Source organism: Cellulosimicrobium sp. SL-1, assembly GCF_011033075.1.
GTDB classification, from domain to species: Bacteria; Actinomycetota; Actinomycetes; order Actinomycetales; family Cellulomonadaceae; genus Cellulosimicrobium; species Cellulosimicrobium funkei.
Genome location: NZ_JAACJC010000003.1, coordinates 291,347 through 310,748, shown reverse-complemented (window position 1 = coordinate 310,748; position 19,402 = coordinate 291,347). Strand labels below are relative to the sequence as shown.

The following is a 19,402-nucleotide window of genomic DNA, read 5'->3' as shown; positions in this document are numbered from 1 at the left end:
CCCGCCGGGCAGGGGACGCGCGAGGTCCGGTCCGTCGCGATGCACGACCCGCTCGTGCGGCCGCTGCTCGACGAGCTCTCCCACGAGTACTGGACGCGGTACCAGCGCGTGCTCAGCGCCGAGGAGCTCCGCGCCGAGATGGAGCACTACCCCGCGCAGGACTTCGCCGCGCCGCACGGCGAGCTCGTGCTGGTGCTGGAGGACGGCGAGCCCGTCGCGGGCGGCGCGTTCCGCCGTCGGGCCGAGCCGGAGCTCGGCGACCCGGCGCGCCTCGCCCGGCCGGCCGCGCGCCGCGCCGACGGGACGCCCGCCGTGCGCACCGCCGAGCTCAAGCGGATCTGGACGCACTCGGCGCACCGGCGCCGCGGGCTGGCGCGCCTCGTGCTCGCCGAGCTCGAGCGCCGGGCCGTCGAGCGCGGCTACCGGCGCGTGTACCTCACGACGGGCCCGCGCCAGCCCGAGGCCGCCGGTCTGTACCTCGCGACCGGCTACACGCCCCTGTTCGACACCGGGACCGATCCCGAGGAGATCGGCCCGCTCGCCTTCGAGAAGTGGTTGGAGGTCGCGCCATGAGCACCGTGTCGCTCCCGCAGGACGAGTCCCGGCAGCTCGCGCCGCCGTCGGGCCGGCACCCCGCCGACCCGCGCGGCGGTGTGGAGGACGCGCTGCCGCTCGAGAGCCTGCGCATCGTCCCCGCCCGGCACCCGGGCCGCTGGGTCGCGACGGCCGGCGTGGCCGTGCTCCTCGCCATGGTCGTCAGCTCGCTCGTGACGAACGACCGCTGGGAGTGGGGCGTCGTCGCGCAGTACCTCACCTGGCCCTCGATCCTCGAGGGCGCGTGGGCGACGATCCGGCTCACGCTCGTCGCGTCGGTCGTCGGGTTCGCGCTCGGCACCGTGCTCGCGCTCATGCGGCTGTCGCGCTCGCCGCTCCTGCAGTCGGTCTCGTGGACGTACACGTGGGTGTTCCGGTCCGTGCCGCTGCTGCTGCAGCTCCTGCTCTGGTACAACCTCGCCTACCTGTACCCGTACCTGAGCGTCGGCATCCCCTTCGGGCCGGAGTTCCTCTACTTCGACACGCTGTCCGTGATCGACAAGTTCTGGGCCGCGATCCTCGGGCTCGGGCTCTCGCAGGCCGCGTACTCGGCCGAGATCGTGCGGGCCGGGATCCTCTCGGTCGACCAGGGGCAGCAGGAGGCCGCCGCGTCGCTCGGCATCCCCAAGCGCCGCCAGGTGAGCCGCATCATCCTGCCGCAGGCGATGCGCTCCATCATCCCGACGGCCGTCAACGAGGTGATCGGGCTGCTCAAGGGCACGTCGATCGTCTACGTGCTGGCGTACGGCGAGCTGTTCTACATCGTCAGCGTCATCTACGGCCGCAACGGCCGCGTCGTGCCGCTGCTCATCGTCGCGTCGATCTGGTACCTCGTGCTCACGACGCTCATCACCGTCGTGCAGTACTACGTCGAACGGCACTACGCGAAGGGCGCGGTGCGCACGCTGCCCCCGACCCCGCTGCAGAAGGCGCGGTGGACCGTGCTCGTCTGGGCGTCGCGGCTCTCCGGCCGCCCCGTGCCCGACGCCGTCCCGCCCGCGTACGCGGCCCGCGCCCGGGTGGGCGTGCTGACCCGCACCGCGCGCACGTCGGGAGGTGCGGCATGAGCGCCGACGTCGCGACCGCCGGGCTCGTCGAGATCCACGGCGTCCACAAGAGCTTCGGCACCCTCGAGGTGCTGCGCGACGTGTCGCTCACCGTCCCGCCCGGGTCCGTGACGGTCGTGCTCGGCCCGTCCGGCTCGGGGAAGTCGACGCTGCTGCGCGCGATCAACCACTTGGAGAAGGTCGACAAGGGGTTCATCTCGCTCGACGGCGAGCTCATCGGGTACCGCCGCAAGGGCAGCACCCTGCGCGAGCTCAAGGAGCGCGAGATCCTCGGCCAGCGCACCCAGATCGGGTTCGTCTTCCAGAGCTTCAACCTCTTCCCGCACCTCACCGCGCTCGAGAACGTCGTCGAGGCGCCGGTCTCCGCGCAGCGCCGGCGCCGCGAGGACGTCGAGCCCGAGGCCCGCGCGCTGCTGGAACGCGTCGGGCTCGCGGACAAGGCCGACGCCCGGCCGCGCCAGCTCTCCGGCGGGCAGCAGCAGCGCGTCGCCATCGCCCGTGCGCTCGCGCTGCGGCCCAAGGTGCTCCTGTTCGACGAGCCCACCTCGGCGCTCGACCCCGAGCTCGTCGGGGAGGTGCTCGAGGTCATCAAGGACGTCGCGAGCACCGGCACGACGCTCGTCGTCGTCACGCACGAGATCGGCTTCGCCCGCGAGGTCGCCGACACCGTCGTGTTCATGGACGACGGCGTCGTCGTGGAGCAGGGCACGCCCGCCGAGGTGCTCGACCACCCGCGCCACGACCGCACCCGGGCCTTCCTCCAGAAGGTCCTCTGAACCACCGACCTCCACCGACGCCCACCGTCGTGACCCGCGACCGGCCGCCCGGCCGTCCCGCACACCCGCACACCCTGCGTCACCCCGACGCACCACCCGAGAGGTAGGACACCCGTGACCGCAACGACCACCCGCGCCCGCGCCCCCCGCGCGCTCGCCGCCCTCGCCGTCGTGCCCCTGCTGGCGCTCGCGGCCTGCTCCGGGGTGAGCACCGAGGCCCCGGCCGCGGCGGACGAGGGCGCGGCGTCCTCCGACGGCACGACGGAGAGCACGACGTCCGTCTCGGACGCCCTCGACGTGAGCACGAGCCCCGACCAGGACCGCATCCGCACCACCGAGTCGGCCGAGGCCGTCGCGCTCCTCCCGGACGCCTGGAAGGACAAGGACGAGCTCGTCGTCGCGATCTCCGCGGGCGCCGCACCGCCGCTCGGCTTCCTCGCCGACGACGACGAGACCCCCATCGGCAACGAGACCGACATCGCGCAGCTCGTCGCCGACGCGCTCGGCAAGGACCTGCGCCTCGAGGTCAAGGCCTGGGCCGACTGGCCGCTCGCGCTCGGCTCGGGCGACGTCGACGCCGTGATCTCCAACGTCACGGTGACCGAGGAGCGCAAGGAGACGATCGACTTCTCCACGTACCGCAACGACGAGCTCGGCTGGCTCGTGGGCGCCGACTCCGACATCACGTCGATCGCGAAGCGCGAGGACATCGCGGGCAAGGTCGTCGCCGTCGGCTCCGGGACGAACCAGGAGAAGATCGTGCTCGAGTGGGACCGCCTCAACCAGGAGGACGGCCTCGAGCCCATCCAGGGCCCCGAGTACTACGAGCAGTTCTCCGACGTCCTGCTCGCGCTCCAGTCCGGGCGCATCGAGACGTACGTCGGCCCCAACGCGTCGCTCGCGTACCAGGCGGCGATCTCCCCGCAGGACTTCAAGGTCGTCGGCACGCTCAACGGCGGCTGGCCCGACACGGCGCAGATCGCCGTCGCCACGAAGAAGGGCAACGAGGCGGCCCCGGCCATCACCGCCGCGATCAACCACGCCATCGAGGACGGCACGTACCTCGAGGTGCTCCAGCGGTGGGGCCTGGAGTCCGAGGCCGTCGAGGAGTCGCAGACCAACCCGCCCGGCCTGCCGAAGACGGAGTGACCCGCGCATGACCACCAGCACCCAGCACGTCGACCACCTCGTGGTCGGGGGCGGCGTCATGGGCTCGGCCGCGGCGTGGCAGCTCGCCCGGCGTGGGCGCGACGTCGTGCTGCTCGAGCGCTTCGCGCCCGGGCACGCGCACGGCGCCTCGCACGGGACGTCGCGCATCTACCGCACGACGTACGCCGAGCCCGAGTACCTCGACCTCGCGCAGGAGGCGCTGCGCCTGTGGCGCGAGGTCGAGGACGAGACCGGGACCGAGCTCCTCGACGTAACGGGCGGCGTGAGCCACGGGCGTCGCGACGGCGCGGCCGAGCGCCGCGTCGACGCGATCGGCGCCGCGTTCGCGGCCCGCGGGATCGAGCACGAGTGGCTCGACCCCGCGGCCGCGGCCGAGCGCTGGCCGGGGCTGCGGTTCGAGGGCCGGGTGCTGCACGAGGTCGCGACGGCCGGCCGGCTCCACGCCGACCGGGCCGTCGCGGCCCTCCAGGGGGCCGCGGCCGCGCGGGGCGCCGACGTGCGGCACGAGGTCGCCGTCCGGCACGTCGAGCGCGTCCCCGAGGGCGTGCGCGTCGTCACCGACGGCGCCGACGTCGTCGCGCGGGTCGTCGTCGTGACCGTCGGGGCGTGGAGCGCGGGTCTGCTGGGTTCCCCGGCGGGCGGCCTGCTCGGGCAGGAGCTCCCGCTCGTCGTCACGCAGGAGCAGCCCGCCCACTTCGCGCTCGCCCCCGGCACGTCGCCCGCGGGGTGGCCCGCGTTCACACACGACGTCGGTCCCGGCACCGCGTGGCCGAGCGGCGTCTACGGGCTCGCTACCCCGGGCGAGGGCGTCAAGGTCGGCTTCCACGGCGTCGGCCCCGTCGTCGACCCCGACCGGCGCTCCTACCGGCCGGAGCCGGGCCAGCTCGCCGCGCTGCGCGACTACGTGCGCACCTGGCTGCCCGGCCTCGACCCCGACGCGTACGTCCCCGTGAGCTGCACGTACACCACGACGCCGGACCACGACTTCGTGCTCGACCGGCGCGGCCCGGTCGTCGTGGGCGCCGGGTTCTCCGGCCACGGTTTCAAGTTCGCCCCGGCCGTCGGGCGCGTGCTCGCCGACCTCGCGACCGCCCCCGGCGCCCTGCCCGACGGCGGCACCGCCGCCGAGCGGTTCGCGCTCGCCCGCCTCGCCGCACTCCCCGAGAGGACCGCCTCATGACGATCGCTCCCGCACCCACCGCCGGGGACGCCCCGGCCCCGGCCGCGGACCCCGGGACGCTCCCCGCGCCGCCCCACGACACCGACGGTGCCCGCGCCGCGCTCGCCGCGCGGTACGGCGTCGACCTCGCCGCGGTCGAGGACGTCGCGCCCGGCGCGGCCGCGGGCCTGGCACCCGCCGCGGACCGTCCCGGCACCGTCCTCGCGACGCAGCTGGGCCACCGGACGGTGCGCCGCTACCGCACCGACCCGCTGGCCCACCACGTCGTGCCGACGCTCGTCGCCGCCGCGCAGTCCGCCCCGACGTCGTCGAACCTCCAGCTCTGGAGCGTCGTCGCCGTCACCGACCCCGTGCGCAAGGCGCGGCTCGCGGCGCTCGCGGGCGACCAGGAGCACGTGCGCACCGCGCCGCTGCTGCTCGTCTGGCTCGCCGACGTCGCGCGGGCCCGCGCTCTCGGCGAGCGCGAGGGCGTCCGGCTCGAGGCGACCGACTACCTCGAGACGACGGTCGTCGCGTTCCTCGACGCCGCGCTCGCCGCGCAGAACGCCGTCGTGGCGGCGGAGTCGCTCGGTCTGGGCACCGTGTACATCGGCGCGCTGCGCAACCACCCCGCCCAGGTCGCGGCCGAGCTCGGCCTGCCCGAGGGCGTCGTCGCGGTCGTGGGGCTCGTCGTCGGGCACCCCGACCCCGCGGGCGGCGAACGGGTCAAGCCGCGGCTGCCGCAGGCCGCCGTCCTGCACGCCGAGCGCTACCGCGCCGCCGGCCAGGAGGAGCACGTCGCGGCGTACGAGGAGCGCATCGCGCCCTTCTACCGCGAGGAAGGGCTCGACGGCGGCTGGCGCGACCGCGTCGTCGACCGCCTGCGCGTCCCCGGCGCCCTGCGCGGGCGCGCCCACCTGCGCACCACGCTCGCCGCGCTCGGGTTCCCGTCCAAGTAGCCCGGCGACCGCGTCGCCCCGAGCCACCGCACCCCACCAGAGGAAGCCATGTCCCACCAGCACCCGCACCCGACCGCCACCCCCGGCGGGCCGCGACCGGCGTCCGGCCGCGTCCCGCTGTCCGTGCTCGACCTCGCGATCGTCCCCGAGGGGGCGACGGGCCAGGATGCGGTGCGCCGCGCCGTCGGGCTCGCGCGCGACCTCGACCGGATCGGCTACCACCGCGTCTGGTACGCCGAGCACCACCTGTCGCCCGGCGTCGGCTCCGCGTCGCCCGCCGTGCTCGCCGCCGCCGTCGCGGCCCGGACCGAGCGCATCCGCGTCGGCAGCGGTGCCGTGCTGCTCAGCACGACGAGCCCGCTCGTCGCCGCCGAGCAGTTCGGGACGATCGCCGCGCTCCACCCGGGCCGCGTCGACCTCGGGCTCGGCCGCGCGTTCACGCCGCCGACGGGGGAGAAGGGGGCCGGGGCGCCGCGGCGGGCCCGGCCGGCCACCGGGCCGCGGGTCGTCGACGGGCTGTACGTGCCCGGCGCGCCGCCGGCGGACGTGAACGACTCCGTGCTGCGCGAGCGCATCCTCGCGCAGAAGCGGATCGTCGGGGCGTCGCGCACCCCGGCGAGCTTCCGCGACGAGCTCGAGCTCGTGCTCGGGCTGCGCGCGGGGACCTACCGCGACGAGCGCGGGACGCCGTACGTGAGCCCGCCCGTCGAGGGCGCTGACTGGGACCTGTGGGTCCTCGCGTCGAGCGCGGGCGAGAGCGCGCGCGTCGCGGGCGAGCTCGGGCTGCCGCTCGCCGCGAACTACCACGTGGCGCCGTCGGCGACGCTCGACACCGTCGCCGCGTACCGCGAGGCGTTCCGGCCGGGCGTGCTCGACGAGCCCTACGTCGTCGTGTCCGCCGACGTGCTCGTCGCCGACACCGTCGAGCGGGCCCGCGAGCTCGCGACGCCGTTCGCGGACTGGGTGCTCTCCATCCGCAGCGGCGCCGACGGCGCGATCGCCTACCCGGAGCCGGGCACGTCGCCCGCGTGGGAGGAGCGCCCGGAGGCGGAGCGCGCGCTCGTCGCCGACCGCGTCGACACGCGCATCGTCGGCGACCCCGAGACCGTCGTGCGGCGGCTCGAGACCCTGCGCCGCGCGACCGGCGCGGACGAGCTCCTCGTCACCACCGCGACCCACGACGCCGACGACGCCCGACGCTCGTTCGCGCTGCTCGCCGAGCACTGGTTCGCGGACGCCGACGCCGACGCTGCCGCACGCGCCGCCGTCGCACCCGCGCTCGCCGCCACCCGCTGACGCCACCACCCCGCGAAGGAGACACCCATGACCACGACCCCGCCCCTGCGGGCCGCGACCGACGCCGCCGCCCAGGTCGCCGACGGCGCGCTGCTGATCGACGTGCGCTCGGCCGGCGGCCGCGCCGCGCACGGCGAGATCCCCGGCGCCACGCTCGCCGACCGCGACGACCTGGACACGCTGTTCGGACCCGCCGACGCCCCGGTGATCTCGCTCGACACGCCCGTCGTCGTCGTGTGCGGGTCGCCGAACGGCTCCGGGCCGGTGGCCGAGGCGCTCGCACGCCGCGGGTACACGCACGTGTCCCACGTCGACGGCGGCTTCCCCGCGTGGAAGGAGGCCGGCCTCCCGGCGTCCGACCCGGTCGACGGGCCCGCTCCGTCCTCCGAGCCGACGTCGTCCGCGGATCCGTCGGTGCCCTCGAAGCAGACGGCGCCCGCCGCCCCCTGAGCCGACACCCGTGCGCCGTCGCGCACGTCCGGTCCGCGAACCCGCACCCCGAACCACCCGCACCGACACCACGGAGACCTTCATGCCCGTCGAGTTCCTCGGCATCGCCACGACCAACGACGCGTCGGAGACCGCCGACCGCACGACCGCCGCGTTCGACCCCGCCTACCTCGAGCGTCTCGTGCGCGCGCACGAGGACAACGGCTGGACGCGCGTCCTCTTCGCGTACGGCTCCTCCGGCCCCGAGCCCGCCGCGCTCGCCGCCTACACCGCCGCGCGCCTGCAGTCGATCGAGCTGCTGCTCGCGCACCGGCCCAACGTGTCCTACCCGACGTACGCCGCCAAGACGTTCGCGACGCTCGACCAGCTCTCCGGCGGGCGGCTCTCCGTGCACTTCATCACCGGCGGCAACGACCACGAGCAGGGCCGCGAGGGCGACACGCTGACCAAGGACGAGCGGTACGCGCGCACCCACGAGTACATCCAGATCGTCAAGCAGGCCTGGTCGAGCGCCGAGCCGTTCGACCACCACGGGCCGTTCTACGACTTCGACGACTTCGTGCTCGACGCCAAGCCCTTCGAGGGCCGCACCCCGACCATCTCGTTCGGCGGGTCGTCGGACGCCGCGTTCCGCGTCGGCGCGGCCGAGGCCGACATCTACGCCGTCTGGGGCGAGCCGCTCGACCGCACCGCCGAGCAGATCGCGCGCGTGCACGCCGAGGCCGCCGCCGCGGGCCGCGCGACGCCGCCGCGCATCCACGCCGCGTTCCGGCCGATCGTCGCGCCGACCGAGGAGCTCGCCTGGGAGAAGGCGCACCGCATCCTCGACCGGATCGAGGCGCGCAAGGCCGCCGCCGGGGGGCAGCTCAGCCGTCGGCACCCGATCGACAAGCCCGAGAACGCAGGTTCGCAGCGCCTGCTCGAGATCGCCGCCCAGGGCGAGCGCTTCGACACCGCGCTGTGGACCGCGACCGCGAAGGCCACCGGCGGCGCCGGCAACTCCAACGCGCTCGTCGGCACGCCTGAGCAGGTCGCCGAGGCGCTCCTCGCCTACTACGACCTCGGCGTCCGCGTCATCTCCGCGCGCGGCTACGACCTGCTCGACGACGCGGTCGACTTCGGTCGCTACGTCATCCCGCTCGTCCGCGAGGAGGTGGCGAAGCGCGACGCCGCCGCCGCCGAGGCCACCGCGGCCTGACAGATCGGCAACCCCGCCCCGGGTCGGCAGCTCCGGTCGGGTTCGGCACCTGCGCGTGCCGAACTCGACCGGAGCTGCCGACCCGGGGCGGTACCGGCCCCCGGACGACGACGAACAACAAGGAGAAGGACGTGCGGTTCCAGGTACTCGACATCGTGTTCAACCCGCCCCACCCCGTGACCGGGGAGGCGGTCGCGCCGTCCGACCGGTTGAACCGGGTCGTCGAGACGGCGGTGCTGGCGGAGGAGCTCGGGTTCGACTCGTTCGCGGTGGGGGAGCGGCACGCGGGAGAGGTGCTGTCGTCGGCACCGACGGTGATCCTCGGCGCGGTCGCGGCGCGGACGTCGCGCATCCTGCTGAGCACGGGCGTCACCGTGCTGTCGCTGCTCGACCCGATCCGTGTCGCCGAGGACCTCGCGACGGTCGACCAGCTGAGCCGCGGGCGGCTGGAGATCGTCATCGGCAAGGGCAACGAGGTGCTGCAGTACCCGCTGCTCGGGCTGGACCTCGACAAGCAGTACGAGTACCTCCAGGAGAACTACGAGCTGCTGCGGCTGCTGCTGTCCGAGGAGGACGTGAGCTGGACCGGGCGGCACCGGCACGCGCTGGAGCACGCGACGACGCTGCCACGGCCGTTCGCCGGGCCGTTCCGGATCTGGCACGGGTCGGCGACGTCGCGCTTCGCGGTCGACCTCGCGGCCCGGTACGGGGACCCGATCGTCAGCGCCAACGCGTTGCAGCCGCGCGAGAACTACCAGGTGCTCATCGACCGCTACCGCGAGCAGTACGCGGCGCACGGGCACGACCCGGCGTACGGGTTCGTCGGGTCGGGCTCGGGCGGGCTGTTCCTCGCCGACACGACGGAGGAGGCGATCGAGCAGTACCGCCCGATCTACGAGGGCCAGGTCGCGGCGGCGGCGCGCCGGGGGTACGGGCCCGACGCCGTCGGGAAGGCACCGAGCTTCCGGACGGTCGAGGACGCCGTCGAGCGGGGGCCCGCGCTCGTGGGGTCGCCGGAGCGCGTGGCCGAGAAGATCCTCGACTACCACGCCTCGTACCGGCACGACCTGCAGTCCGTCTCGGTGAACCACCTGATCCCCGCGGCGCAGCAGGAGGACGTGCTGCGCCGGTTCGCGGAGGAGGTCGTGCCCGTCGTGCAGGCCGAGGTGAAGACGGACCTGTGGAGCCCGGCCGACGCCCGCCGCGCGGCGGGCTTCACCGCGGCCTGAGGTAGCCCGCCGGACCGGAGGGGAGGGGCCCGTCTCGCCTGGCGAGGCGAACCCTCGCCGTGCTCGTGGCGGCCCCGCCGGCGGGTCGCGGCGTCGCGGAGCAGGAAACAACCGTCCGTCTGGCGGGACGGCCGTCTCGATACTTGACTCACCTGGTCGAGATTGTCTTTCCTGCTCCCAGGTGACGAGCGTCAGCACGCAGGCCCGGCTCGCTGACCAGCAACCCTTCGACGTGACGGGGTGCTCCGGGAACGACCTGACCGCGCGGCTCCCGCGGCGCGGTAAGCACGGCACCCCGGTGGGTTTCCCCCGCCGCGCCGGCCCTGGGCCCGGCGCGGACGACCACCGGCGCCGGACGACCGCCGGTCCTCAGCCGGCACACGAGGAGAGCAGCACGACATGATCCCCACACCTCACCGACGCCGGTCCCTGACCGTCGCCGCGGCGGCCGCCGCGACGGGCCTCCTGCTCAGCGCGTGCGCGGGCGGCGGCTCCGGCGCGTCCGACGGCGACGGGTCGCCCAGCCCGTCCGGCGAGCCCGTGGCGGGCGGCGACCTGACGTTCGCGCTCACGGTCGACTCGCACTGCATCGACCCGCAGCAGGTCGGCAACAACGACGCCATCGCGGCGGCCCGCCAGACGGTCGCGTCGCTCACGGCACAGGACCCGGACTCGGGCGAGATCCTGCCGTGGCTCGCGGAGAGCTGGGAGGTGAACGACGACGCGTCGAGCTACACGTTCCACCTGCGCGACGACGCGACGTACGCCGACGGCACGCCGATCGACGCCGAGTCGGTGAAGACGAACTTCGACGCGATCGTCGCGCTGGGCGCGACGGCGTCGCTCGGGTCGCAGTACCTCGTCGGCTACGAGGGCACGACCGTCACCGACCCGCAGACCCTCACGGTGGACTTCGCGGAGCCGAGCGCGCAGTTCCTCCAGGCGACGTCGACGTTCTCGCTCGGCCTGCTCGCCCCGTCCTCGGCCGACCTGAGCGTCGAGGACCGCTGCGCCGGGAAGTTCGTCGGCTCCGGCCCGTTCTCCGTGCAGTCGTACACGCAGGACCAGGAGATCGTGCTCGAGAAGGTCGCGGGCTACGCGTGGGGCTCGGAGGCGAGCGACCACCAGGGCGAGGCCTACCTCGACACGGTGACGTTCAAGGTCATCCCCGAGGCGAGCGTGCGCAGCGGCAGCCTGCAGTCGGGGCAGATCGACGCCACGGCCGCGATCTCGACCGTCGACCTGCCGCAGTTCGACGGGAACGGGTTCTGGCTCGAGTACCGCGCCAACCCGGGCGTCGTGTTCAACCTCTTCCCCAACGAGTCGAGCCCGCTCGCGGGCGACGAGGCCGTGCGGACGGCGATCCTCCAGGGCATCGACCGCGAGCAGATCGCGGACACCGTGCTCAGCACGCAGGACGAGCCGGCCACGAGCGTCCTGTCGCACTCGACGCCGCTCTACGAGAGCGTCGCGGACGAGCTCGCCTACGACCCCGAGGGCGCGAAGAAGATCCTCGACGACGCGGGCTGGGTCGAGGGCGCCGACGGCGTGCGCGAGAAGGACGGCCAGAAGCTCTCCACGACCGTGACGTTCTGGCAGGTGCCGGAGCCGCTCGAGCTGGTCCAGCAGCAGCTCGCGCAGATCGGCGTGGACCTCCAGCTCCAGCACGTGACCGTCGCCGAGTCGCAGGCGATCAAGGAGAGCGGCGACTTCGACTTCGACTACTACAACCTCACGCGCTCCGACCCGGACGTGCTGCGGACGATCTTCTCGGCGAACGCGCGCAACATCAACCAGCGCGACGCGGAGGAGGTCGACGACCTGCTCGACGCGTCGGCCGCGGCGACCGACCCGGCCGAGCGCCAGAGGCTCGTCACGGAGGCGTCGCGCCTGCTCGTGCAGAAGGGGCACGCGATCCCGGTCTACGAGCTCTCGACGACCATCGCGGCCGCCGACACGGTCCACGGCCTGACGTTCGAGGCGTCGTCGCGCCTCGACTTCTACGACGCCTGGGTCACCCAGGGCTGACCCGCCGGGCCCGCCTGCCCGACGCCGCGGCGTCGGGCAGGCGGGCATCCCCCACGGAAGGAGGCCGACCATGGGCCGGTACGTCCTGCGTCGCGCCGGGCAGGGCCTGTTCGTGCTCTGGGCGGCGTTCACCATCTCGTTCTTCGTCCTCTACCTGCTGCCCAGCGACCCGGCCGCGCTCATGGCGAGCGGCGGTGGCGAGGCGGACCAGGTGGACCCCGCGCTGCTCGACGCCCTGCGCGCCCAGTACGGCCTCGACCGGCCCGTGCTCGTGCAGTACGCCGACGCGCTGTGGCACGCGCTGCGGCTCGACTTCGGGACGTCGTACGCGTCCGGGGCGCCCGCGACGCAGCTCGTGCTCCAGGCGCTCCCGGAGACGCTCCGGCTCACGGCCGCGGCGCTCGTCCTCGCCGTCGTGGCGGGCGCCGGCATCGCGATCGCGAGCACGTTCCCGCGCGCGGCCTGGCTGCGCCACGCGCTCGCGTCGCTCCCTCCGCTCGGCGTCGCCCTGCCGCCGTTCTGGCTGGGCCTCCTCCTGCTGCAGTGGTTCTCCTTCCAGCTCCCGCTGTTCCCCGCGATCGGCAACCAGGGCGCGATCAGCCTCGTGCTGCCGGCGTTCACGCTCGCCGTGCCGGCGAGCGCCGCGCTCGCCCAGGTGCTCGCGCGGAGCCTGCGCGGGACGCTCGGCGAGCCGTACGTGGAGACGGCGCGCGCCAAGGGCGCGAGCCGCGCGCGCGTGCACTTCGGCCACGCGCTGCGCAACGCCGCGATCCCCGCGCTGACCGTGCTGGGGGTCGTCGTGGGCGGGCTGCTCGGCGGCACGGTCGTCACCGAGACGGTGTTCTCGCGCGCGGGCCTGGGACGGCTCACGGTGACGTCGGTGGACGCGCAGGACATCCCCGTGGTGCAGGCGGTCGTCGTCCTCTCGGCGCTCGTGTTCGTGGTCGTCACCCTCGCGGTCGACCTGCTCTACCCCCTGCTCGACCCCCGGATCGACGCACGACAGAAGGCGGTGGCCGCATGAGCACCAGGCCGGGAGTGCGCATCGTGCTCCGGGACGAGGCCCGGGTCGCGGACCGTGCCGCGGTGGCGGACGTGCCGCCGTCGGGCGCGCTCGCCCCCGACGCCCCGCCCGTCGACGCGCCCGAGGGACGCACGCCCGCGGAGATCGAGGTCGAGGACCGTGAGGACGCGCGCGCGATCCTCCGGCACGGCCGCGTGCGGACCCGGGGCACGGCGGGCCGGTGGCGGCGCGGGGCGCGGTACGCCGTCCGGCGTCCCGGGCTGGTCGTCGCCGTGCTCGTCGTCCTGCTCGTCACGGCGTGGGCGGTCGTCCCGCAGGTCTTCACGGCGTACGACCCGCTGACGGGCGTGCCCGCGGACCGGCTGCAGCCGCCGTCGGGCGCGCACCTGTTCGGCACCGACCACCTGGGGCGGGACGTGTACGCGCGCGTCGTCCACGGCGCGTCGGCCTCGCTCGGCGCGACCGTCGTCGCGGTCGCGGTCGGGCTCGTCGCCGGGTCGCTGCTCGGCCTGCTCGCGGGGTTCGTGCGCGGGTGGGTGGACGACGTCGTCGGCCGGTTCGTCGACGTGCTGCTCGCGATCCCCAGCATCCTGCTCTCGCTCGCGATCATCACGGCGCTCGGGTTCGGGACGGTCAAGGTCGCGATCGCCGTCGGCATCACGAGCGTCGCGACGTTCGCGCGCGTCATGCGGGCCGAGGTCCTGCGCACCTCGACGTCGGTGTACGTCGAGGCGGCCCGCGCGTCGGGGGTGCGCTGGTACGGCGTGCTGGGGCGCCACGTGCTGCCCAACTCGACGGGACCGGTGCTCGCGCTCGGCGCGCTCGAGCTCGGCACGGCCGTGCTCGCCATCTCGGCCCTGAGCTTCCTCGGCTACGGGACGCCGCCGCCCGCGCCGGAGTGGGGGTCGCTCGTCTCGGGCGGGCGCGACTACCTGGCCACCGCGTGGTGGCTCACGACCATGCCGGGCCTCGTGATCGTCGCCGTCGTGCTGTCGGCGAACCGCATCGCGCGGGCCCTGGAACGGACCGGAGGGGACGCATGACCGCCACGACGCCGACCACCCAGGAGCGTCCCGGCCCGACGTCGGGCGAGGCGCCCGCGCTCGAGATCCGCGGTCTGGAGGTCGCCTACCGCACGCGCGACGGCGGCTCGTACGCGGCCGTGCGCGGCGTCGACCTCACGGTCGGGGCGGGCGAGGTCGTCGCGCTCGTGGGCGAGTCCGGGTCGGGCAAGAGCACGACGGCGCACGCGGCCCTGCACCTGCTCGCGCGCGGGGGCGAGGTGACGGCAGGGACCATCCGCCTCGGCGGCCGCGACGTCGGACGGCTCTCCGAGAAGGAGTGGCAGCAGGTGCGGGGCCGCGACGTCGGGCTCGTGCCGCAGGACCCGACGGTCTCGCTCAACCCCGTCACGCGCGTGGGCGACCAGGTCGCGGAGGTGCTCGTCATCCACGGGCTCGCGCGGCGCAAGGAGGCGCGCGAGCGTGCGGTCGAGCTGCTGCGCCAGGCCGGGATCGACGACCCGGAGGCCCGCGCGCGGCAGTTCCCGTCGCAGCTCTCCGGCGGGATGCGCCAGCGCGTGCTCATCGCGATCGCCGTCGCGGCCCGGCCGCGCCTCGTCGTCGCGGACGAGCCCACGAGCGCGCTCGACGTGACGGTCCAGCGCCGCATCCTCGACCACCTCGACGGACTCGTGCGCGACCTCGGCACCGCCGTCCTGCTCATCACGCACGACCTCGGCGTCGCGGCGGACCGCGCCGACCGGATCGTCGTTCTCGAGCACGGGGTCGTCGTCGAGGAGGGCACCGCCGAGCAGGTGCTGCACGACCCACGCCACCCGTACACCCAGCAGCTCATCGCGGCGGCGCCGAGCCTCGCGAGCTCGCGCCTCGTCGCAGGCGGCACCCCGGAGACGGCGCCGAACGACGGCGTCGTCCCGCGCGCCGACGCGAGCCGCGCCGCGGTCGCGAGCCGCGCCGTCGGTCAGGGGATCGCGGTGCCCGACGCCGCCGGCCCGGACACCGCGGGTACGCCCGTCCTCGCGGTGCGGGACCTGCGCAAGGAGTTCACGCTGCCGCGCGGGTCGGCGCACCGGACGCTCGTCGCGGTGGACGGCGTGAGCCTCGCGGTCGGGCGCGGCGAGACGTACGCGCTCGTGGGGGAGTCGGGGTCGGGCAAGAGCACGACGGCGCGCCTCGCCCTCCGGCTCGAGCGGCCCACCGCGGGCACGGTGGAGTTCGCCGGCGAGGACATCACGACGGCGCGCGGCGAGCGGCTGCGGTCGCTGCGCCGCGGCTTCCAGGTGGTCTACCAGTCCCCGTACGCGTCGCTCGACCCGCGGTTCACCGTCGAGCAGATCGTCACCGAGCCGCTCCGGGCGTACCGGGTCGGGTCGCCGTCCGAGCGCGCCGACCGGGCGCGTGCGCTCGTCGAGGACGTCGCGCTCCCGCCCGACGTGCTCCGCCGGGGGCCGCGCGAGCTCTCGGGCGGGCAGCGCCAGCGCGTCGCCATCGCGCGGGCGCTCGCCCTGAACCCGGCGCTCGTCGTGCTCGACGAGCCCGTCTCGGCGCTCGACGTGTCCGTGCAGGCGCAGATCCTCGAGCTGCTCGTGCGGCTCCAGGCGGAGCACGGGCTCGCGTACCTGTTCATCTCGCACGACCTGGCGGTCGTGCGGCAGGTGTCCGACCACGTCGGCGTCATGCACCGCGGGCGCGTCGTCGAGCAGGGGGCGGCCGAGCAGATCCTGCTCGACCCGCAGGAGGAGTACACGCGTGAGCTCGTCGCGGCCATCCCCGGCCGCCGCGCGCTCCAGGGGCGCACGGCGAGGTAGAACGGCCCGTCGCGAGGTAGCACACGGCGTGCTCTACCTCGCGACGGGCCGTTCTACCTCGCGGGGGCCGGACGGGTCAGGCCTCGCGGTTCTCCGAGGAGAGGAACCAGGCCTGCTTCTCCAGGTCCGCGATGATCTCGTGCAGGATGTCGGCGCTCGTCGGGTCCTCGGCGTCGACGTCGTCGTGCACGGCACGGACGACCTCGACCGTCTGCGCGATGCGCTCGACGACCGCGTCGACCGTGTCGCCGACCGACACGAGGCCCGCCGGGTACGGCGAGAGGTCCGTCGTCGTCGCGACGGTCTCGGTGCGGCCGTCGGGCACGACCTGGAGCGCGCGCATGCGCTCGGCGACGGTGTCGCTGTGCTCGCGCGCGGCGTCCACGACGTCGTCGAGCTGGAGGTGCAGGTCGCGGAACCCGCGGCCCGTGACGTTCCAGTGGGCCTGCTTGCCCTGGACGTGCAGGTCGACGAGCGCGACGAGCACGCGCTGCAGGTGGGCGCGGAGCTTCTCCGACGCCTCGAAGCGGGCCGTCGTGCGGTGGATGGTGGGTGCGGACATGGTGCTCCTCGCTCTCTCGGGGGTCGCCCGGAATCGTGCGGCGGTCACCCGGCTTCCGTCGGTGCCGTTCACTTGAACGATTCCAGACTAGGTGGCATTCCGCGCGTCCGCCAGCAAGGAGAGGCGTGCCTGACCTGCGGCGGGACGCGTCGCGCCGCCTGGTGCGTCACGTCCTCTCGCCAGGTGAGAGGACGGCGTCCGCCCTTGCCCCGGGCGCCGCGCGGTGGTCCGCTGGGCCCATGACCGACACCTCCCGGACCCCCGCCCCCGGCACCCTCCCGTCGCGCACGCTCGGCACCGGCGAGGCGGCGCTCGCCGTCTCCGCCGTCGGGTTCGGCGGCATGTCCGTCACCGACGCCTACGGCCCCGCGGACGCCGCGGAGGCGGAGGCCGTGCTGCGCCGCGCGCTCGAGCTCGGCGTGACCCTCTTCGACACGGCCGACGTCTACGGCCACGGTCGCAACGAGGAGCTGTTCGGCCGGGTCCTCGGGCCGCACCGGGACGAGATCGTCCTCGCGTCGAAGTTCGGGCTCCCGCCCGCGGGCGGCCACCCCGACGGGCGTCCGGTCGACGGCCGCCCCGAGTACGTCCGTGCCGCGGTCGACGCGAGCCTGCGCCGCCTCGGCACCGACCGCCTCGACCTGTACTACCTGCACCGGGTCGACCCCCAGGTGCCGATCGAGGACACGGTCGGCGCGCTCGCCGGTCTCGTGGAGGCCGGGAAGGTGCGCGGCATCGGTCTCTCGGAGCCGTCCGCCGCGACCGTGCGCCGCGCGCACGCCGTGCACCCCGTGACGGCCGTGCAGAGCGAGTACTCGCTGTGGACGCGCGACCCGGAGGACGAGGTGCTGCCGACGCTGCGCGAGCTCGGGGTCGGCTTCGTGCCCTTCTCGCCGCTCGGCCGGGGCATCCTCACCGGGACGGTGAACGCCACCGACGGCTTCGCTGAGGACGACGTGCGCCGCGCCCACGCCCGGTACGCCGGCGAGGCGTTCGAGCACAACCGCGGCCTCGTGCGCTCCCTGGAGCAGCTCGCCGCGGAGCACGGCGTCACGACGGCGCAGCTCGCGCTCGCGTGGCTCCTCGCGCAGGGCGACGACGTCGTCCCGATCCCGGGGACGAAGCGCGTCGCGTACCTGGAGCAGAACGTCGCGGCAGCCACGGTCGCGCTCACGCCGGACGACGTCGCGACGATCGGCGCGGCGATCCCGCGCGCGGCCGTCCAGGGGGTGCGGCACCCGCAGCCGGACCTCCTCGACGGCTGACCGCCGCGGGGGCCGGGCGGCGAGGACGTGGGCCGTCCACCCTGCCCAGCGGGGCCGGGGAGACCTAGACTGGAGAGGTCCTGTGGGTCTCCCCGCGCAGAGGTCGGCTCCGATGTCGTGGCTGCTCATGATCTGGTGCGCGACGGCGTGCACGGCCGCCGCCGCGTGGTGGGTGCTGCGCCGGGCCGGGCGGCCTCCGAGCCACCGGACGGGCGGGCGCCGTCGTGCCGCCGCGGCCCCGGACCCGCTCACGACGCTCGCGCTCCAGGTGCGGCTCACCGCGCTCGCCGCGGAGCTCCGGCGCATCGAGGCCGACCCGGACGTCTACGCGCGCGCCCACCACTACCTCGCGGTCCAGGGCGCCTACGACGCGCTGCTGCGCGAGGCCTGTCGGCTCACGGGGCTCCCGGTCGCGGACGCGCCCCTGCGCGCGGGCTTCCGCACCGGCGACGACGAGCGGTTCCGCGAGGAGCTCGAGCTCAGCGCGCGCGGCTGGAGCTGGTGACGGACCACCCGTGAGGGGCGGCACGGGACGGGCGAGGGGCCCGACGGCGGGACCTCCGCCGTCGGGCCCCTCGCCCGTCCGTGTGCTCAGAGCGCGGAGTGGTCGCCGATCCGGTGGTAGGTGCGGTCGTGGTAGACGAGCGGCGACGCCGCCGCCTCCCGCGACGCCCTGGGCGCGGCGCCGACGCTCGACGCGAGCGCGCGCAGCGAGACGAGGTAGGAGTCGCCCACCGGGGTGCGCTGGACGACCCGCCCGCGCACCCACGACAGCGCGCCGTCGATCACGGGCTCGCCCGTCGGCAGGCGCGACCAGCCGCCGTCCGCGAACCGGTCGATGCCGCTCGTCGCGAACCGGGCCGAGACGTCGTCCTGGTGGTCCGCGAGGAAGCTCACGGTCAGCGTGCGCGCCGTCGAGACCGCGGGCCACGACGACGACGTGGACGCGAGCGAGAACGCGAGCAGCGGGGGCGCGGCCGAGACGGAGATGACCGACGTCGCGGTGAAGCCGACGAGGCGGTCGCCGTGCTCGAGCGCGACGACGGCGACGCCCGCGGGGTGGCCGCGGAACACGGCCTTGTACTCGTCGGGGGAGAGCTGGGGCTCGTCCTGCTCGGCCAGGAGGGCCTCCAGGTGGGTGAGCTCGGCGGTCATCGGGCCACCCCCGCGAACGCGTCGGCGACGGCTGCGTCGGTGCGGGCCGACGGGCGGTCCTCCGCCGGGGGGAGCTGCGCCGTGGCGCGGCGCAGGGCGTCGCCCGCGCGCGCGAGCCACGCGTCCACGACCGGTCCCAGGTCCGCGAGCTGCGGCTCGGTGACCGTGAGCGACCGGGTCGGGACGACGGCGCCGAGCTCGACGAGCACGGGTCGCAGGTGCACCTCCCCGACGAGCGCGTGCGCCGGGTTCCCGGACACGACGAGCGGAACCACGACGACGCCCGCGAGCCCGTCGGGGCCGTAGAGGTCGAGGAAGGCCTTGAGCAGCCCGGTGTACGACGCCTTGTAGACCGGCGTCGCCACGACGGCGACGGTCGCCCGGGCGAGCTGCTCACGGGCGGCGTCGGCCGCCGGATGGTCGGCGGCGAGCACCTCGCCGGCGAGCGACGCCAGGTCGACCGTGGCGACGTCGTCCGCGCCGAGAAGGTCGGCGACGCGGCGCGCGACCGTCTCGGCGGCGCCGAGCGTGCGCGAGCCGGGCCGCGGGTTGCCCGAGACGGCGAGCACCGTCGGGTGGGTGGGGTGGTGGGTCATGTGCACCTCGCAGTAGTCGTCGATCACGCTTGCCGTGCGGGCCG

19 protein-coding genes and 1 riboswitch are annotated in these 19,402 nt (G+C 75.1%); of the genes, 16 read left to right on the top strand and 3 right to left on the bottom strand.

Translation table 11 applies throughout. The features are described from left to right. Nucleotides 1-39: 39 nt before the first annotated feature. The 14 genes from GWJ10_RS06225 (at nt 40) to GWJ10_RS06160 (ending at nt 15,780) form a co-directional block, all read left to right on the top strand. Nucleotides 40-573: a GNAT family N-acetyltransferase gene (locus GWJ10_RS06225; RefSeq protein WP_083711409.1), complete on the top strand. Its 534-nt coding sequence runs from the start codon at nt 40-42 to the stop codon at nt 571-573. Further along, nucleotides 570-1,661: an amino acid ABC transporter permease gene (locus GWJ10_RS06220; RefSeq protein WP_076403581.1), complete on the top strand. Its 1,092-nt coding sequence runs from the start codon at nt 570-572 to the stop codon at nt 1,659-1,661. The genes GWJ10_RS06225 and GWJ10_RS06220 overlap by 4 nt, the downstream gene beginning before the upstream one ends. Further along, nucleotides 1,658-2,437, top strand: coding sequence for an amino acid ABC transporter ATP-binding protein (locus GWJ10_RS06215; protein ID WP_021482208.1), 780 nt, complete (start codon nt 1,658-1,660; stop codon nt 2,435-2,437). Before GWJ10_RS06220 ends, GWJ10_RS06215 begins: the two co-directional genes overlap by 4 nt. Before the next feature lie 114 nt (nt 2,438-2,551). Further along, nucleotides 2,552-3,586 (top strand): ABC transporter substrate-binding protein, encoded by a 1,035-nt coding sequence (locus GWJ10_RS06210; protein ID WP_163186178.1) that lies wholly within the window; start codon nt 2,552-2,554, stop codon nt 3,584-3,586. A 7-nt stretch (nt 3,587-3,593) separates the two neighbouring features. Then, complete coding sequence (locus tag GWJ10_RS06205; protein WP_163186175.1) at nt 3,594-4,787, top strand: FAD-dependent oxidoreductase; 1,194 nt, start codon at nt 3,594-3,596, stop codon at nt 4,785-4,787. Continuing rightward, nucleotides 4,784-5,725: an NADPH-dependent oxidoreductase gene (locus GWJ10_RS06200; RefSeq protein ID WP_163186172.1), complete on the top strand. Its 942-nt coding sequence runs from the start codon at nt 4,784-4,786 to the stop codon at nt 5,723-5,725. Before GWJ10_RS06205 ends, GWJ10_RS06200 begins: the two co-directional genes overlap by 4 nt. 48 nt (nt 5,726-5,773) lie before the next feature. Continuing rightward, nucleotides 5,774-7,021 (top strand): LLM class flavin-dependent oxidoreductase, encoded by a 1,248-nt coding sequence (locus GWJ10_RS06195; RefSeq protein ID WP_163186169.1) that lies wholly within the window; start codon nt 5,774-5,776, stop codon nt 7,019-7,021. Between the two features lie 27 nt (nt 7,022-7,048). Then, complete coding sequence (locus tag GWJ10_RS06190) at nt 7,049-7,471, top strand: rhodanese-like domain-containing protein (protein WP_163186166.1); 423 nt, start codon at nt 7,049-7,051, stop codon at nt 7,469-7,471. Between the two features lie 82 nt (nt 7,472-7,553). Continuing rightward, nucleotides 7,554-8,669 carry an LLM class flavin-dependent oxidoreductase gene (locus tag GWJ10_RS06185; RefSeq protein ID WP_163186163.1) on the top strand — a complete coding sequence of 372 codons (1,116 nt, stop codon included), beginning with the start codon at nt 7,554-7,556 and terminating at the stop codon, nt 8,667-8,669. A 131-nt stretch (nt 8,670-8,800) separates the two neighbouring features. Next, entirely contained in the window at nt 8,801-9,898 is a 1,098-nt protein-coding gene (locus GWJ10_RS06180; protein ID WP_163186161.1) for an LLM class flavin-dependent oxidoreductase, read from the top strand. A gap of 180 nt (nt 9,899-10,078) precedes the next feature. Next, nucleotides 10,079-10,192, top strand: a riboswitch (SAM riboswitch). Between the two features lie 105 nt (nt 10,193-10,297). Next, complete coding sequence (locus tag GWJ10_RS06175; protein ID WP_163186158.1) at nt 10,298-11,926, top strand: ABC transporter substrate-binding protein; 1,629 nt, start codon at nt 10,298-10,300, stop codon at nt 11,924-11,926. Nucleotides 11,927-11,996: 70 nt separating this feature from the next. Then, nucleotides 11,997-12,950 carry an ABC transporter permease gene (locus tag GWJ10_RS06170; RefSeq protein ID WP_163186155.1) on the top strand — a complete coding sequence of 318 codons (954 nt, stop codon included), beginning with the start codon at nt 11,997-11,999 and terminating at the stop codon, nt 12,948-12,950. Further along, nucleotides 12,947-13,993, top strand: coding sequence for an ABC transporter permease (locus GWJ10_RS06165; RefSeq protein ID WP_163186152.1), 1,047 nt, complete (start codon nt 12,947-12,949; stop codon nt 13,991-13,993). Before GWJ10_RS06170 ends, GWJ10_RS06165 begins: the two co-directional genes overlap by 4 nt. After that, nucleotides 13,990-15,780, top strand: a complete 1,791-nt coding sequence (locus GWJ10_RS06160) for an ABC transporter ATP-binding protein (protein ID WP_163186149.1) — start codon at nt 13,990-13,992, stop codon at nt 15,778-15,780. Before GWJ10_RS06165 ends, GWJ10_RS06160 begins: the two co-directional genes overlap by 4 nt. A gap of 76 nt (nt 15,781-15,856) precedes the next feature. Here GWJ10_RS06160 and GWJ10_RS06155 read toward each other — a convergent pair whose 3' ends face one another. Beyond that, nucleotides 15,857-16,342 (bottom strand): DNA starvation/stationary phase protection protein, encoded by a 486-nt coding sequence (locus GWJ10_RS06155; RefSeq protein ID WP_051028364.1) that lies wholly within the window; start codon nt 16,340-16,342, stop codon nt 15,857-15,859. A gap of 239 nt (nt 16,343-16,581) precedes the next feature. Here GWJ10_RS06155 and GWJ10_RS06150 point away from each other — a divergent pair, with 239 nt between their 5' ends. Then, nucleotides 16,582-17,607: an aldo/keto reductase gene (locus tag GWJ10_RS06150; RefSeq protein WP_163186147.1), complete on the top strand. Its 1,026-nt coding sequence runs from the start codon at nt 16,582-16,584 to the stop codon at nt 17,605-17,607. 112 nt (nt 17,608-17,719) lie between these two features. Then, nucleotides 17,720-18,112 (top strand): hypothetical protein, encoded by a 393-nt coding sequence (locus GWJ10_RS06145; RefSeq protein ID WP_228086558.1) that lies wholly within the window; start codon nt 17,720-17,722, stop codon nt 18,110-18,112. 86 nt (nt 18,113-18,198) lie between these two features. On the opposite strand, the gene GWJ10_RS06140 is transcribed toward GWJ10_RS06145, so the two are convergent. Both GWJ10_RS06140 and GWJ10_RS06135 read right to left on the bottom strand, forming a co-directional pair. Then, nucleotides 18,199-18,762, bottom strand: a complete 564-nt coding sequence (locus tag GWJ10_RS06140) for a flavin reductase family protein (RefSeq protein WP_163186144.1) — start codon at nt 18,760-18,762, stop codon at nt 18,199-18,201. Then, entirely contained in the window at nt 18,759-19,358 is a 600-nt protein-coding gene (locus tag GWJ10_RS06135) for an NAD(P)H-dependent oxidoreductase (protein WP_163186141.1), read from the bottom strand. The genes GWJ10_RS06140 and GWJ10_RS06135 overlap by 4 nt, the downstream gene beginning before the upstream one ends. Nucleotides 19,359-19,402: the final 44 nt, after the last annotated feature.